The following is a 15,158-nucleotide window of genomic DNA, read 5'->3' as shown; positions in this document are numbered from 1 at the left end:
TTTCTGATGGGCCGGCAGATGTGCGGGCGGGGTGGTTGGTACCGTCCCGGCAACAGGTCTAGACAAGTCAACGATTAAGCGTCAATGGCCATTCAGTGAGGGGAAGTTCGTTGCGTCGTTCTGTTTCTGCTGCTCTGTCTGCGGCTGTGTCCGTCACGTTGTTCTCGGGGTTCTGGGCTGCTTCGTCGGCCGAGGCGGTCGTGCCGGGAGTGACGCCCGGCACCTATACCGGGACGGTGGTCCTCGATTCCACCGGGACGGTTGACAGCAACGGGTTTGTAACCCTCTCGGGTACGTACCGCTGCTCAGGGCCTTCCAAGTTCGCCGCGGTCAAGAGCACGGTGCAACGGTGGGGCTTCATCGACTCGTCTGCCTACTGTGACGGTGCCGAGCACACGTGGGTGAGCCGTAACAGGCCGGACGGGCCGCTTGTGCGAGTCGGTCAGGCCGACGTCGCCACGCGCTTGGAGGTCTGGGTGACAGGGAACAACGGCATGCCGCTCCCTATCACGTTCGCGACCGATCAGAAGATCGTCGATATCCGGGCTGCTGCGGGCTGACGTGGGGCCTGTCGGCATGTGGGACGGACGTGTGCCCGTCGTGATGCCACCGGTGACGACCCGGTGAGGGAGCGTCGGCGGGCAGGGGGCGGACATCGGCAGGTGGTACCCGTCCCTCGGCGCAGTCCCACGGGCCCGGCCTGCAACGTCCTGCCCGGTCGCAGCGATCCGCGCGCCTTGTGGGTCGTTGCCAGGACCGTGGTCGAGTTCGTCCCGGCCGTGGTCCTGGCAGCGGCCGCCGCCAGGAGATGATCGGCGGGCGGACCTGGGCGATGGCCGAGGCGATCATGGTGTCGCACGGCCCGGGCGCCACCGGGTGCGACAGGCCGTGCCCCTGTCGCCCCCGTCCCCGCTGATTCCCGCGCGGGCCGGGTTCGGTGAGACGTCGGGTGCGTTCGGCGGGGATCTGGGCGCGTCTGCGCCGGCTGTTCTCCACGAGGAGTCCCGGCCCGATCCGCACGGTGCTCTCGTCGGTCAGCACCCGTGGCTCCTTGTGCCTGCCGGGGGCGTGGGTGGTTGCGGCGTTCCTCCTGCGCGCGCGTCGCCTTCACCGCCGGCCGCTGTTCGGGCGCTGGGGGGTTTCGGTCCGGGGAGGTGCTTCAGCGTCTGCTGCTGGGCCGGGCCGGAGTGCCTACCTGAGTCCCGGCGTGATCCGCTGTGTCGAGTAGCCGGGGGGAGTAGGAGCCCGGTTGGCCTGTCTCGGCGAAGTTTGACTGCGGCCCAGGTTGCGGTTGTCCTCTGGCGGGTGATCCTGACCGTCTCGCAGGGTGGCGGGCTTCGATGGATGCAGCCAATGCTGAACGCGTTCAAAATGCTGCTGTACGCGCTGCCGCTCGCGGTCCGAGGGCTGCGCGGGGGCGTGGCGCGCCGCCCAAAGGCGGTTTCGCCCCCGCAGCGATGCCGCAAGCCGTGGCCTGACTTCGCGTCAAGGGCCGGTCCTGCACCCCGATCGGGCGCTGTTGGGGGGATCCTCGGGATCCCCCAACAGCGGGGGCGTGTCGCGGTCAGCCGGTCAGAGGCCGATGTCCGTCAGCCACTGACCGGTGGTACGGGCGGTGACGCCGAGCAGCTTCTGAGCGGAGTTCTCGGGCGTGATCGAGTGGTCGGCGAGCGTGCTCAGCGCACTGTAGACGGCGGCGACGGCGGCGGCGGGGCCTTCGCCGATCAGGGGTGCGACCGCGGTGCGGAACTGCTCGGGGGTGATCGGCTCGAAGACCACGTCCTTGCCGAGGTGGGTGCCGAACGCCGCGGCGAGGTCAGGTCCGGTGATCGCCGGGTACTGGCCCAGGGAGACGGGGCCGGTGACGTCCGGGCGGTCGAACAGGGCGACGACGGCGTCGGCGATGTCCAGGTGCGACGCCCAGGAGACGGGGAAGTCGGCGCGGATCGGGTAGGGCAGCGCGCCCCGCTCGCGCACCGTGCCGATGACGTACGGCAGGAGCAGGTTCTCCAGGTACAGCGTGGGCTGGATCACCGCGTGCGACACCCCGCTGTCCGCCAGGCCGCGCACCAGCTGTGAGGCCGCGCCGCCGGTGCCCGGGTCGACCGGGGCACCGCTGCTGGAGAACACCACGCGGGCCGGGCGGGCTTCGCGAAGGGCGGCGAGGATGTTGCGCGCATAGGTCCGGCGGTCCTCCTCGGGAGCCATCGGCAGGTGGACGAACACGCCCTCGGCACCGCGGTAGGCACGGGTCAGCTCCGCGGCGGAGTCGTATCCGGCGGCCACCACGCGCGCACCGTCCACGACGGCGCCGGCGTGACGGGTCAAAGCGGTCACGGACTTGCCCGCGGCGGCGAGAGCGGCGACGACGGGGGCACCCTGGGCGCCGGTGGCGCCGTGAATCACGTAGGTCATGGCGCCATTAGTGCATGCGATGCACCAGTTACATCAACTGCACTAATGGGGTACGGTCACCAACATGACCGATTCCCGTCTCCCCGAGTGCGGTGTCGCCCGGTTCCTCACCCTGCTCAACGGCCCGTGGGCCACCCTGATCGTGCGGGAACTGCTGCACGGCCCCCACCGCTTCAACCAGCTGCGCGAGGCCCTGCCCGGCATCAGCCCGCACACCCTGACCAGCCGGCTGCGCCAGTTCGAGCGGCACGGCATCGTCACCCGCACGACCTACGCGCAGATCCCGCCGCGTGTCGAGTACGAGCTCACCCCGCTCGGCGAGGGGCTTCGCGACGTCCTGGAAGCCATGGGGACCTGGGCCATGGACGTGCCGGATCCCGCGGCAGACGTCACCGTTTGAGACAGTCCCCTGGTGGCGGGCGGGTGGTCATGCCGAGGACGCCGGCCGCTGCCGCAGGGCGTGGTTGTCGTCGTGGTGGACGACCTCGCCGAACCGCAGCCGCAGCCTCGCCCGGGAGACGGTCGGTCTGGTCCTGGCGGAATCTCGCGGAGGCGAGGAGGTGCCGCCGGCCGTGGTGGACGGTGGGCGGCCGGTGCCGGGTGCGGCGGCGGGAGCCACGACCCCCAGGACCACCCCGAGGCCCCGGACTCCGTCCTGCTGCGCACCGTGAACTGGAGCGCCGCCGGCGGCTGGTCGTACGGTTGGGACAACGAGTGCCTGGTCGAGGGCGACGGCCCGCAGGTGTTCCTGGACGCCCCCGCCGACGTCGAGCCCGCCACCGTGGCCCGGTTCCTGGAACACGCGATGACCGACCAGGACGACCCGGCCCGCTGGACCGGCTCGGAGCGCCTGTACGAAGCCGCCCTCGACGTCTGGCAGGCCGGCAGCTGATCCGCCGACGCCGCCTGCCGCCTCCAGTGCGACGTCTACGAAGCGCTGCTCGCCGACGAGGGCAACCCGGTACCGCGCGGGGGGATGTCTGCGGTCCAGAGCGCCCCGGGATCCTGACCGCCCTCGCCTCGGACCGGCCGCCGCGGGCCGCCGGAGCCGTCCGGCGCACTCACCGTTCGTCGCCGTGTCGGGCGATGAGGTCGCGGGCCTGCCGGGCGCGGTAGCCGTCGTCGACGGCGCGCCAGTCGCCGGTGATGGCGTACTGGCGGCAGACCAGGAACAGCTCCGGGTCCTCCCCGACGAAGTCGGCGTGGACGGCCAGGACGGGCAGGGCGCTGCGGTCGGAGAGGTGCGCGGGCGCGAGTTCCAGGGCGGCCTCCTCGGCGACTTCACCACCGACGGCTGGACGGCGCCCGCCGGGGCCGGCTGGGACGGGAACGCCATCCGGCTCCCGTGATCCGGCTCCCGTGACGCCGATCCGACGGCGTCGAGGGATCCGCCGCCCGGCCGGATCCGGGATCGGGGTGAACGACTCGGGGAGAACCCTGAGGGACCCCGCAGTCCCTCAGGGTTCTTCCGGGGGCGGTGACCATGGCGGCCCGCCGCCCGCCCGTGATCCCATCGAGAACAGGGGGACGAGCCAGGAAACTCCGTCGTACCAGGAGAGGCCAGGCCATCGAATGAACCGCCGTACCGCACACCGGACCAGCCGTGCCACCGCCGCGCCCGCGGCCGCCCGCCGCCGGCTCGCCGCAGTGCTCGCGGCCACCGCCGCGCTCACCCTCGCCGCCGTCCCCGGCCCCGCCGCGGCGGCCGCCGCGCCGCAGGAGGCCGCCGACCCCCAACTCCAGTCGCGCTACATCACCATGCCCGACGGCGTCCGCATCGCCGTCGACGTCTACGTCCCCGCCGGCACCGCTCCCGGCGCCGACCTGCCCACCGTCCTGTCCGTGCAGCGCTACTGGCGCGCCCGGGCGCAGGCCGGCCGCAGCGGCGACATCACCGAAGCCGCCCGCCGCTGGACCGCCCGCGGCTACGCCTACGTCGCCGCCGACCTGCGCGGTACCGGTGCCTCCTTCGGCACCCTGACCTCCGAGCCCAGCGACGAGGCCGCCGCCGACGCCGGCCCGCTCAGCGACTGGATCGCCGCCCAGCCCTGGTCCAACGGCCGGGTCGGCACCACCGGCGATTCCTACGGCGGCAACACCGCCATGCTCGCGGCCTCCCTCGGCAACCACCACATCGCGGCCGCCGCGCCGATCTCCTACGACTTCGACTCCTACGAGGACCTGGCGCGCCCCGGCGGCGTGCTCATCGAACCCCGGCTCGGCCCGTACGCGACGCTGCTGCGCGTCCTCGACGGGACCGGGGGCACCACGTGCGAGACCGACGAGGAGACCCGCAAGCTCTGCGACCTCGCCGGACTGCGCGGCGTCACCCCCCGTCCGGTGGACGGTGCGGACGGCCCCGCGCTGCTGGCCGCCGCCCGGGCCGAGCACGTCGACAACGTCAACCAGACCGAGATGGCGCGCGCCGGTACCCACCGCGACTACCGGGACGGGCTCAAGGCCTGGAAGACCGGCAGCATCGCCGAACGCACCGAGGCCATCGAGGCGGGCGGCGTGCCGGTGTTCACCATGGCGGGCTGGCTCGACGCGGGCACCGCCAACGGCGTGCTCTCCCAGTTCAGTGCCCTGTCCAACACCCAGGACGACTGGATCGGCCCCTGGAACCACAGCGCCACCTGGTTCGCCGACCCGTTCCGCCCGGCCCGCCCGTTCACCACCGCCGAACGCGAGGAGAACGACCGGCGCGTCGTCGCCTTCTTCGACCACTACGTGCGCGACGGAGCCCGCCCGGACGGCCGCCGCCGGGTGCACTACTACACCTTCAACGAGGGCACCTGGCGTACCACCGACCGCTGGCCGGTGGCCGGCACCCGCACCCGCCGCCTCCACCTCGGCCAGGACCACACCCTCGACCGCCGCCGCCCGGACCGCGCCGACACCGACCGGCTGGTCCTCGACCCGACCGCCGGCACCGGGGAGTTCGACCGCTGGAACACCAACCTCGCCGGCGATCAGGTCAGTTACCCCGACCGCGCCGCGGTGGACGCCAAACTGCTCAGCTACACCACGGCCCCGCTGACCGAGGACACCCGGGTCACCGGCAACGGCAAGGTCACCCTCGACGTCACCGGCCTGGCCGGCTCCGACCGGGGCGCGCTGCACGTCTACCTGGAGCACGTCGCCCCGGACGGCCGCGTCACCTACCTCACCGAGGGCCAACTCGCCCTCACCGAACGGGCCGTGGCCGACCGCGACGACAACCCCGACTGGCGCCGGCTGCGCACGCCCCGGACCTACGCCGCCGCCGACTCCGCGCCCTTCCCGCAGGGCCGCGCCCAGCGCGTGGTGATCGACCTTCAGCCGGTCTCGGCGCTGTTCCGCGCGGGCGACCGGATCCGGCTCAGCGTCGCCGCCGCCAACCCCGACTCCTTCGAACTGCTCCCGGCCGACGGGCAGGCCGCCTACCTGATCGGCCACGGCGGCGGGCGGGCCTCGACGCTGGACCTGCCGGTGGTCGGCTGACCCCGGCCGGACGCCCGCCCCCGCCGGGCCGGCGCTGCCGGCCGCCGAGAAGGAGACCACGACCGAGGGGCGCAAGGCCCGGCGGGCGTGCACCGCCCCGCACGACGGCGGCCGACATGCTGCCGGCCGCCGTCCGGACCCTGGCCACCGTCCACGGGACCACCGCCCTCGGCGCCGACGACACCCCCGTGACCCTGCTCCGGCAACCGGCGGTGAGAACCGGTGCGCCAACCCGCGGCCGACCCGCCGGCCCGCTGCGCCCGGATTCCTGGCAAACACGCAGGTCACATGTGGAGGTGAGTGGCCGTCAAGGTGAAACTCATCACCCCGACAACCCTCTCCTTCCCCTTCCTGTTCTTGGTTTTGCGGGTGGTGGCGTTGAGGGTCCGCTGCGCCTGCGGCGGGCCTTTCTTCTTGCGCGTCCGGCTGGTGCCGGCCGCTCGTGGTGGGGCTGGGCGGACCGGGCACCCTTGGGTCTCCGCCGGGCCCAAGCCGCCCTGTAGCCCTGTCGCCCTGCCCCAGCCGTCCGTCGTCGCGCCCCCGGCCAGGGCGGCAGGCCGGCCGCGCCGCAGCCGCTTGTGACCGGCCTGGTCGCCTACGGCTGCTTGACCACGGGAGAGGTGCCTGGGAAGCGTTCAGCGGGGACAGCCCCGAGCAACACGCGCGGTTCGTCCGACCCCTTCCCGACACCTGGCAGGCCATCGGCTGAGGGTCGGCGCGAGACCGGTTCCGAGGCACATGCGCAGCTCGGTGACGTGGAGGGGGCGGCAGCGTGGAGGCGGTCCGGGCTCGCCGTCAGATCGCTCTCGCGGTAGTTTGCGAGCGAGTGCGCTGTTGTCGGGGTTCACTTGTGGCTTTCAGTGACTTGGTGGGAGAGTCCAGCTTAACAGTGACATAGGTAATCGCCCGCAGAGATGACACGCAGAAGCCGTTGTTCTATCGATCTTGAATTGCGATGTGATCGAAAGTGGCGGCGGATCGGGGAAAGGCACTCTGTTGTGGGTCTCCGCCGTTGAAGCGGCAGCGTGCCCTTCATCATCGCCGCCCGTCTCCACGCCCTGCCCGCCCTGTACAAGGCAGCCGTCGGCGGTCTGCCGAATCTGCCAGGCAAGGGCTGCATCGGTGCCGACATCGGCATCCTTGTTCCGGTCCGCCGCCCCAAAGGCCGGTCCGAGCAGGTGCTCCATGCCGATATCCGAACTACGAACGCCCTGATCAGAGCGGTCCGAGCCTCCGGCGAACACGCCGCCGCCGAACCCCGACAGCGCCGGCGCGCCCTGCAGCGCGTCACCATCAACCCCAGCCGGATCAGCGACATCGCCCGGGCAGCCCTCGTCCTCAAAGGAGTCGGGAAATGATCAATGTTGAGAAAGCGTCACTGAGTGGAAAGGCTCTTTTCTCGGCGGTTTTTTCCGTGCGACCCTGACTCCGAGAACGAATGGGGCACACAGGCTCGTGTGCTCCGTCATCCTGGGTGCGGAGGGGATCAGCACATGATGCAGGAGTCGTTGACTCGAAGGAATGTACTGCGTCTGGGCGGGGGTGTCGTCTCGGCGGTTGGTCTGGCCGCCGTCGCCTCGTCGGTGGCGTCCGCGGACGACGCCGGCTACACGTTCGGGCTGTGGAAGGGTGGGAGCGGGGACCAGCGCATCTGGTGGAACTACTTCAGCAACGGCTGGACGACGCCGCAGGTGGTGCCGGGGGCCAGCAGCAGTGCCGGGGTGGCGATGGCGGGCACCAACCAGGGGGTGGCGATCGCGACGTGGAAAGGTGTCACCGGGGACGAGCGGATCTGGTGGAACTCCATCACCAGTGGTGTCTGGAGCACCCCGCAAGTGGTGCCCGGCGCCAGTAGCAGTATCGGCCCGGCCCTGGTCACTTCAGGCTCGGGGGCCATCATGATGTGGAAGGGTGGGAGCGGGGACCAGCGCATCTGGTGGAACTATTACAGCAACGGCTGGGTGACACCGCAGGTGATGGCCGGCGCCAGCACCAGCTTCGCACCCACGATGGCCTTCCGCTACGGCTCTGGCGTCTCCCCCTTGTACGTGGCGTGGAAAGGCGTTGACGGGGATCAACGGATCTGGTGGAGCAACATCTCCGGCGGCCTGTCCGGCACCTGGTCGACTCCGCAGGTGGTGCCCGGGGCCAACACCAGCGCGGGAGTCAGCTTGGCTGGCTTGCCCAACGGAAACCTGGTCATGGCCTGGAAGGGCGTGGCCGGGGACCAGCAGATCTGGTGGAGCCAGTCCTACCCGAGCTCCCCCAACACCTGGACGGCTCCGCAAGTCGTCCCCGGCACCGGCACCGGCACGGGCCCCTCCCTGGCCACGAACGGCAACGTCATAGCCATGACCTGGAAGGGCGTCGACGGCGACGAACGAGTGTGGTGGTCACGGCTCAACGGAACCAGCTGGACCGCGCCTCAGGTCATCGCCGGAGCCAACACGAGCTTCCGGCCGGCAGTAGCCACCTCGCGCTGAAAGGGTGCCTCGTTGGGGGCGAAGATCGCCTCCCGGACCTCCTCGGTACCCCTTCGGATGCCCGCCCTGGCGGCGCGTCCACCGGCTGTCCACACTCTCCTCGCTCGTCAGCGTCAGCCCCTGCAGGGTGCGCAGGCCCAGGCCCTGCAGCCCCACCCGCGCGGCCTCGTTCGGCGCGATGGCCGCCGGTTCGGCGACCCTCGCTGACGGCAACCCGCAGTTCGCCCAGGCCTACGCGCGGGCGGCGGACGTCGGCGCCGACCTGGCCGCCGCCCACCCGTCGGCCGTCCTCGCCGTCGTCGCCGCCCAACTCGACGGCCTCGACCGAACCGCCCGCTCGGTGCTGCGCGACGCCGCCGTCGTCGGCGGCGGCACTCTGTGGCGCGGCGCGGCGCGGCGCGGCGCGGTCGAGGCCGTCAGCCGACGCGACCCCGAGGAGGTCGGCCGCAGACTGGGGCTCCTGGAGTCGCGCGAACTGCTGCGCCGGGTGCGCCGCAGCGGCGTCCCCGGAGATGTCGAGTACGCCTTCCGATACGCCGTCAGCCGCGATGTCGCGCTCTCCCAGCTGCCGGCCGCGTCCTGGTCGAACGCCATCTGCGGGAGGCCGACCGGGCCGCCCGGCTGGACGTGCCCCGCCCCGGGCTGCCGGCCTTCCCCTACGACCGCGCCATCGCGCTCGCCGAGGCGGACGGCACCCCGGTGGAGACGATGGAGCGCCGTGCCTGGGAGGCCCTGGTCGGGGCGTCCGCCCGGGCCGCCGCCGCGGGCGACGACGCGCTCGCGGTCAGCTGCCTCGACCACGCCCTGGACCGCTGCCCGCCCGGGGAGCCCGAGCGGGTCCGGCTGGTCACCCACCACCGCCGAATCCGCGACAGCCTCGGCACCCGCGCCCATCGCCGCCGCCCGGCCGTTACGGGCTGACCCCGGCGGGGACGGGCAGCGCCGGGGCGAGTTCCCGCACGCGTTCCAGCGAGCGGATCTTCTCCTCGATGTCGGTGACGTTATTGGTCACCATCAGCTCGTCCGCGCCGGTGCGCTCCAGCAGGTCCGCCAGCGCCCGGCGGACATCCTCGGCGTCACCGACCGCCTGGGTGCTGAGCAGCGCGTTGGCGGCGGCCCGCTCGGCCTCCGTCCACGGGTACGCCGCCGCCTCCTCGACGGTGGGCAGCGGCGCGATCGGCGAGGCGCCGTTCAGCCGCAGCACCGGGAACAGCGCCGGCGCCGCCAGCCGGCGCGCCTGCTCCGAGGTCTCCCCGCACACCGTGTAGGCGGTGACGATCGTGTGTGGCCGCTCGGCCCGGGCCGAGGGCCGGAAGTTCTCCCGGTACGCCCGCAGCGCCTCCTCGGTGCCGCGAGAGTTGAAGAAGTGGTGGGCGAACGCGTAAGGCAGCCCGCGCCGGCCCGCGTCCACGGCGCTGCGCACACTGGCGCCCAGCAGCCACGTCCGGGGCGGCCGCGGCGGCTCCGGCAGGGCCTCCAGCCGCCGGTAGACGTGCCCGTCCGGGAAGCCGCCGTCGACGAAGGCGAGCAGTTCCTCCAGCGCCGCCGGGAAGTCCTCGTCGGGCGCCCGGCGCAGCGCGTGGGAGAGCAGCGGGTCCGCGCCCGAGCGGCCGATGCCCAGGTCCACCCGGCCGGGGAACAGCGCGGCCAGCGTCCGGAAGGACTCCGCGACGGCGTACGGCGGGTGGTTGGGCAGGATCACCCCGCCCGCGCCGATCCGGATCCGGCTGGTCCGCTCGCCGAGCGCGGCCAGCAGGACGGCGGGGACGGAGCCGGCGATCCCGCGGGAGTTGTGGTGCTCGGCCACCCAGAACCGGGTGTAGCCCAGCTCGTCGGCGGCCGCCACCAGCCGGCGGGTGCCGACCAGGGTGTCGGCGGGGCGGCCGGCGGAGTCGATGGACGATATGTCGAGGACGGACAGCGGGACGGTCGGGGAACTGCTGGTCATGCGGGGGTGCTCCTTACTCGGGGTGTCACGCGTACCAGGTGGGGCGGGGGACTTCGCCGTGCAGGAGGTGACGCCCCACCACCCGGGCGCGCCCCGGGTCGTCCTCGTGCACCCGCCGCGCCCTGGTGTCCCGCCAGTAGCGGTCCAGCCCGGCCGCGGCCTCGGCGCCGCCGGGGCCGGCCGCCCCGAGCGCGCCGGCGGTGACCGCGTCGGCGGCCGCGCCGGCCTGCGCGGCCAGCGCCGCGACCCGGACGGCGTGCCGGCCGCGCTCCTGTTCGGTCACCGTGCGGCGCCGGGCGTGCAGGGCGTCCGCCTCGGCGCCGACGGCGTCGGCGAACGCCTCGACCGCCCACAGCGCGGAGGCCAGGGCGCCGAAGTGCCGGGCCGCGTCCGAGGCGGCGGCCTCGGTCAGCGGCGAATCCGACCACTGCTCGCGGGCGTGCCGGGCGGCGGCGTCCAGCGCGCCCCGGGCCGCGCCGATCAGCGCGTTGGCCTGGGCGAGCTGGAAGGCCGGGGTGAGGAAGGTGTTGTAGACCCGGGGTACGAAGGTCTTGTCGACGTGGCCGAGCGCCCCGGTCCACGGGATGTTCGCGCCGTCGGCGACCACGGTCCCGGCAGCCAGCGACCGCAGCCCGAACTCCTCGGCGCCGGGCTCGAAGGACAGCCCCACGTGGTCGCTCATCGCCAGCGCGCTGATCGGGGTGTCGCCGTCCTCCAGGAAGCCCTCCAGGATGGTGATGTCCGAGACCGGGTGGCCCAGGGCACGCTCCAGCCGCCCGTGGAACAGCATCTCGTGGCCCGTGTCCTGGATCACCAGGGGCGCCGAGCGGGGCTTCGAGGACCCGCTGAAGAACCACCGGGCCCGGGCCGACACCTCGCCGATGTGCTGGATCTTCTCGTCGGTACCGATGAACTCGGCGATCGACACCCACACGTAGTGGTGGGCCAGCAACTCGCCGACCGAGGCGTCGGCCGCCGCGACGGTGCGCACCACCCGGAACGCGGTGGACCAGTTTTGGCCGGCCCCGCCGTACTCGACCGGCCCCAGCAGGGTCACCAGACCGGTCTCCTTCAGCAGCCGGATCTCCCGCACCGGCGGGGTGCCCTCGCGGTCGCGCCGGGCGGCGCCGGGTGCCAATCGCGCTGCGACCTCCTCGGCCCGCCGCAGCCACACCTCGGCGGCCTCGGGGACGGCGTCCGTCGTCGTGTCAGTCATGTCTCCCACTTCGTGACGTGCTCGCCGTCCTGCCCGGCGACGTGTTCGGTGTCCTGCTCCGTGTCCTGCTCCGGGTCGGCGCGGCCGGTGACGTCCGCGCCGTGCGCCCCGCCCGCACTGCCCGCACTGCCCGCACTGCCCGCACCGTCCGCGCCGGGCAGCCGCAGGACGGCGTCCAGTAGGGCCCGGGTGTACGGGTGGGCGGGGGCCTCGAAGATCCGCTCGGTTTCGCCCTCCTCGACGACCGACCCGCCGCGCATGATCAGCACCCGGTCGGCGACCTGCCGCACCACGGCCAGGTCGTGGGTGATGAACAGCAGGGCGATGGCCCGCTCGCGCCGCAGCCGGTCCAGCAGCTCCAGCACCTGCGCCTGCACCGAGACGTCCAGCGCCGAAACCGGCTCGTCACAGACCAGCACCTGCGGACGGCCCGCCAACGCCCGGGCGATGGCCACCCGCTGGCGCTGGCCGCCGGACAGCTGGTGCGGCCGGCGGGAGAGCAGTTCGGCCGGCAGGCCGACCTGGTCGAGGAGTTCCGCGCACCGCCGGGCCCGCTCGGCGCGCCGCAGTCCCGGCAGCGCCTCGCCGATGATCCGCGCCACGGTGAAGCGGGGGTCCGCCGAGGCGTACGGGTCCTGCTGGACGAACTGGATCGCCGAGCGCTCGGCCCGGCGCCGCCGCTCCGGCAGCGCCGACCAGGGCCGCCCGTGCAGCAGCACCTCCCCGGCGTCGGGACGGGACAGACCCATCGCGACCCGCGCCAGCGTGGTCTTGCCCGAGCCGGACTCGCCGACCACGCCCAGCGCCTCGCCCGCCCGCAGGGTGAAGGCGACCTCGTCCAGCGCCCTCGGGCCGCCGGGGGTGAAGGCCTTCACCAGCCCCCGCCCGGCCAGCACCGGGGCCGCCTCCCCGGCGGCCGCGGCGCGGGGCGGACGGGCCGGCGGGCGGCCCGAGGGCACCGCGTCCAGCAGCATCCGGGTGTACGGGTGCTCCGGGGCGGACAGCACCCGGCCGGCCGGCCCGCCCTCCACCACCTCGCCCCGCCGCAGCACCAGCACCCGGTCCGCCAACTGGGCCACCACCGCCAGGTCGTGACTGACCAGCAGCAGTCCCCGGCCCTCGTCCTTGAGCCGGCCGAGCAGCGCCAGGATCTGCGCCTGGACGATCGCGTCCAGCGCCGTGGTCGGCTCGTCGGCGATCAGCAGCGGGGCGTCGGCGGCCAGCGCCGAGGCGATCAGCGCGCGCTGGCGCAGCCCGCCGGAGAGCTGGTGCGGGTACTGGGTGCGTCGGGCCTCCGGCTCCGGCACGCCCACCGCCGTGAGCAGTTCCACCACCCGGGCGTCGCCGTCCGGGCCGGTGGTGCCGCCGAGGCGGGCCGCCTCGGCGATCTCGGCGCCGATGGTGCGCAGCGGGTCCAGCGCGGTCAGCGCGTCCTGGAAGACCATGGCGACCCGTCGGCCGCGCACCGCGCGCCACTGCCGTTCGCCGAAGCCGGCGGTGTCCGCCCCGGCCACCTCCAGGGTCCGGGCGGAGACCCGGGCCCTGGCGCCCGCCAGCCCGATGAGGGAACGCGAGGTGACGGACTTGCCCGAGCCGGACTCGCCGACCAGCGCCACGCACTCCCCGGGGCCGATGGCCAGTGACACCCCGTCCACGGCGGGCCGCGGCGCGCCGGGGAACGACACCCGCAGCCCCTCCACCCGCACGAGCGGGCCCGGCACCGACGCACCGGTGTTCCCGGCCGTCGCCTTCGCCGCGGTCGCTTCCGTTGTCGTCGTCGTCATCGCACCGCCCTCAGCTGCAGCGAACGGCCGATCAGCGTGGTGCAGACCACCACGACCGAGACGGCCAGGCCGGGCGCGATCGAGATCCACCAGGCCGTCTGGAGGAAGTCCTTGCCGTCGGCGACCATCGAGCCCCAGTCCGCCGCCGGCGGGACCGGGCCCAGGCCGAGCACGCTGAGCCCGGAGCCCGAGATGATGGCCGAGCCCAGCCCGATGGAGGCCAGCACCACCAGCGGGCCGCCGACGTTCGGCAGCACGTGCCGCAGGACCGACCGCCAGGCCGGCACCCCCAGCACCCGCGCCGCTTCCACGTACTCCGAGCGCAGCACCAGCCGTGCCTGGCCGCGCACCAGCCGGGCGTAGTTGGGCACCCCGGCGATGCCGATGGCGATCGCCACGTTGACCGTGCCGCCGCCCAGCAGCGCCACCACCATCAGCGCGAGCAGCAGTTCGGGGAAGCCCAGCAGCACGTCCACCACCCGCATCAGGGCGAAGTCGACGCGCCGTCCGCCGCAGCCGGCGATCAGGCCGAGCAGCGCGCCGCCGCCCACCCCGATCAGCGTCGCGCCGACCGCGATCAGCAGCGACAGCCGGGTGCCGTGCACCAGCCGCGACCAGACGTCCCGGCCGAGCTGGTCGGTGCCCAGCCAGTGCTCGGCCCCGGGCGGGCGCAGCGCCGCCGCGACGTCCGTCGCCTCGGGGGCGTGGGTGGCGAACACCCCGGGGAAGACCAGCACGAGCGCCACCGCGGCCAGCAGGATCAGCGGCGCCAGGCGGGCCGGCGAGCGCAGCAGCGCGCCCCGGCGGGCGGCGGCCGCGGCCGGCCGGTCGAGGAGGGCGGTCACGGTGCTCATGCCGTTCCTCCGTCGCGCAGCCGGGGGTCGATCAGCGGGTGGAGCACGTCCACCAGGGTGTTGACGACCACGAATGCCGCGCTGGAGATGACCACCAGGGCGCTGACCACCGGCAGGTCGCGCGAGCCGACCGCGTTGGCCAGCACCCGGCCCAGGCCCGGCCGGGTGAAGATGTTCTCCACCAGCACCGCGCCGCCGAACAGGCTGCCCAGCACGAAGCCGGCCAGCGTGGTCAGCGGCAGCAGGGCGTGCCGCAGGGTGTGCCGCAGCAGCACCGCGGTCTCGCCCAGGCCGCGTGAGCGCGCGGTCAGCACGAACGGGCGGCCGTCGGCGCTCTCCAGCTCCTGGCGGATCACCTGGGCGAGCACGCCGGCCAGCGGCAGTGCCAGCGCCAGCGTCGGCAGTACCAGCGCCGCCGGCCCGTCCGCCCCGATCGAGGGCAGCGCGTGCAGCCGGTAGGAGAACGCCGTCAGCAGGATGATGCCCAGCCAGAACGACGGCATCGACACCGTCAGCAGCTCGGCCAGACCGACGGCACCGCGCACCGCCCGGCCCCGGCCGGCCGTCAGGGTGGCCGCCAGCACCGCCAGCACCAGCGCGGTGACCAGCGCGGACACCGCGAGCTCGACGGTCGGACCGAGCTGGCTGCCGAGCAGCCGCTCGATCGGCTCGTTGAGCTGGTACGACCAGCCGAGGCCGCCGCTCGCCAACTGGGCGAGCTGGCGGCCGTACTGGACGAGCAGCGGGTCGTCCAGGCCGTTCTCGGCGATCACCTGGTCACGCAGGGCCGGGGTGGCGGCGGCGCCCGGCCCGATCAGTCCGTCCACGATGTCGCCGGGGGCGAGGTGGAGGGCGAAGAACGTCACCGTGAGCGTCCCCCACACCACCACCAGCCCCGCCGCGAGCCGCCGGGCGACGAACCTGGCCCAGGGCGGCAGGTGCCGTCGCGGCGCGAGCCGGGCGCGGTCGGACACC

14 protein-coding genes are annotated in these 15,158 nt (G+C 73.7%); 8 read left to right on the top strand and 6 right to left on the bottom strand.

Features of this window, described 5'->3' with window-relative positions:
* The first annotated feature begins 146 nt into the window (after window positions 1-146).
* Window positions 147-560, top strand: coding sequence for a DUF6299 family protein (locus tag ACFCLZ_RS02285; protein WP_380282897.1), 414 nt, complete (start codon window positions 147-149; stop codon window positions 558-560).
* Between the two features lie 1,012 nt (window positions 561-1,572).
* Here the strand turns inward: ACFCLZ_RS02285 and ACFCLZ_RS02280 are convergent.
* Window positions 1,573-2,415 carry an NmrA family NAD(P)-binding protein gene (locus ACFCLZ_RS02280; RefSeq protein WP_380282896.1) on the bottom strand — a complete coding sequence of 281 codons (843 nt, stop codon included), beginning with the start codon at window positions 2,413-2,415 and terminating at the stop codon, window positions 1,573-1,575.
* Between the two features lie 64 nt (window positions 2,416-2,479).
* Here ACFCLZ_RS02280 and ACFCLZ_RS02275 point away from each other — a divergent pair, with 64 nt between their 5' ends.
* From ACFCLZ_RS02275 to ACFCLZ_RS02245, 7 genes are all read left to right on the top strand, one after another.
* Complete coding sequence (locus tag ACFCLZ_RS02275) at window positions 2,480-2,815, top strand: winged helix-turn-helix transcriptional regulator (protein WP_380282894.1); 336 nt, start codon at window positions 2,480-2,482, stop codon at window positions 2,813-2,815.
* Window positions 2,816-3,082: 267 nt separating this feature from the next.
* The gene (locus tag ACFCLZ_RS02270) at window positions 3,083-3,307 is read left to right on the top strand and encodes a hypothetical protein (protein ID WP_380282893.1); all 225 of its coding nucleotides are present in this window, start codon (window positions 3,083-3,085) and stop codon (window positions 3,305-3,307) included.
* Between the two features lie 184 nt (window positions 3,308-3,491).
* A complete protein-coding gene (locus ACFCLZ_RS02265; RefSeq protein WP_380282892.1) occupies window positions 3,492-3,764 on the top strand; it encodes a hypothetical protein in 273 nt (90 codons plus the stop codon).
* Window positions 3,765-3,987: 223 nt separating this feature from the next.
* Window positions 3,988-5,898 carry a CocE/NonD family hydrolase gene (locus ACFCLZ_RS02260; RefSeq protein ID WP_380282890.1) on the top strand — a complete coding sequence of 637 codons (1,911 nt, stop codon included), beginning with the start codon at window positions 3,988-3,990 and terminating at the stop codon, window positions 5,896-5,898.
* Window positions 5,899-6,923: 1,025 nt separating this feature from the next.
* Window positions 6,924-7,256: a hypothetical protein gene (locus ACFCLZ_RS02255; RefSeq protein WP_380282889.1), complete on the top strand. Its 333-nt coding sequence runs from the start codon at window positions 6,924-6,926 to the stop codon at window positions 7,254-7,256.
* Window positions 7,257-7,391: 135 nt separating this feature from the next.
* The gene (locus tag ACFCLZ_RS02250) at window positions 7,392-8,381 is read left to right on the top strand and encodes a hypothetical protein (protein ID WP_380282888.1); all 990 of its coding nucleotides are present in this window, start codon (window positions 7,392-7,394) and stop codon (window positions 8,379-8,381) included.
* Window positions 8,382-9,008: 627 nt separating this feature from the next.
* The gene (locus ACFCLZ_RS02245) at window positions 9,009-9,302 is read left to right on the top strand and encodes a hypothetical protein (protein ID WP_380282886.1); all 294 of its coding nucleotides are present in this window, start codon (window positions 9,009-9,011) and stop codon (window positions 9,300-9,302) included.
* Here ACFCLZ_RS02245 and ACFCLZ_RS02240 read toward each other — a convergent pair.
* Genes ACFCLZ_RS02240 through ACFCLZ_RS02220 form a run of 5 tightly spaced genes read right to left on the bottom strand, consistent with a single transcriptional unit; the run spans window position 9,292 to window position 15,157 of the window.
* The gene (locus tag ACFCLZ_RS02240; protein WP_380282885.1) at window positions 9,292-10,329 is read right to left on the bottom strand and encodes an LLM class flavin-dependent oxidoreductase; all 1,038 of its coding nucleotides are present in this window, start codon (window positions 10,327-10,329) and stop codon (window positions 9,292-9,294) included. The two genes, ACFCLZ_RS02245 and ACFCLZ_RS02240, sit on opposite strands and share 11 nt — an antisense overlap.
* 25 nt (window positions 10,330-10,354) lie before the next feature.
* Window positions 10,355-11,545: an acyl-CoA dehydrogenase family protein gene (locus ACFCLZ_RS02235; protein ID WP_380282884.1), complete on the bottom strand. Its 1,191-nt coding sequence runs from the start codon at window positions 11,543-11,545 to the stop codon at window positions 10,355-10,357.
* The gene (locus ACFCLZ_RS02230; RefSeq protein ID WP_380282883.1) at window positions 11,542-13,329 is read right to left on the bottom strand and encodes a dipeptide ABC transporter ATP-binding protein; all 1,788 of its coding nucleotides are present in this window, start codon (window positions 13,327-13,329) and stop codon (window positions 11,542-11,544) included. Before ACFCLZ_RS02230 ends, ACFCLZ_RS02235 begins: the two co-directional genes overlap by 4 nt.
* On the bottom strand, window positions 13,326-14,183 hold the full coding sequence (locus ACFCLZ_RS02225) for an ABC transporter permease (RefSeq protein ID WP_380282881.1): 858 nt from the start codon (window positions 14,181-14,183) through the stop codon (window positions 13,326-13,328). Before ACFCLZ_RS02225 ends, ACFCLZ_RS02230 begins: the two co-directional genes overlap by 4 nt.
* Window positions 14,180-15,157 carry an ABC transporter permease gene (locus tag ACFCLZ_RS02220; protein ID WP_380282879.1) on the bottom strand — a complete coding sequence of 326 codons (978 nt, stop codon included), beginning with the start codon at window positions 15,155-15,157 and terminating at the stop codon, window positions 14,180-14,182. Before ACFCLZ_RS02220 ends, ACFCLZ_RS02225 begins: the two co-directional genes overlap by 4 nt.
* Window position 15,158: the final 1 nt, after the last annotated feature.

This window comes from Kitasatospora purpeofusca (assembly GCF_042691725.1).
Taxonomy (GTDB): Bacteria; Actinomycetota; Actinomycetes; order Streptomycetales; family Streptomycetaceae; genus Kitasatospora; species Kitasatospora purpeofusca_B.
This window is presented reverse-complemented; position numbering and strand designations above follow the sequence as displayed.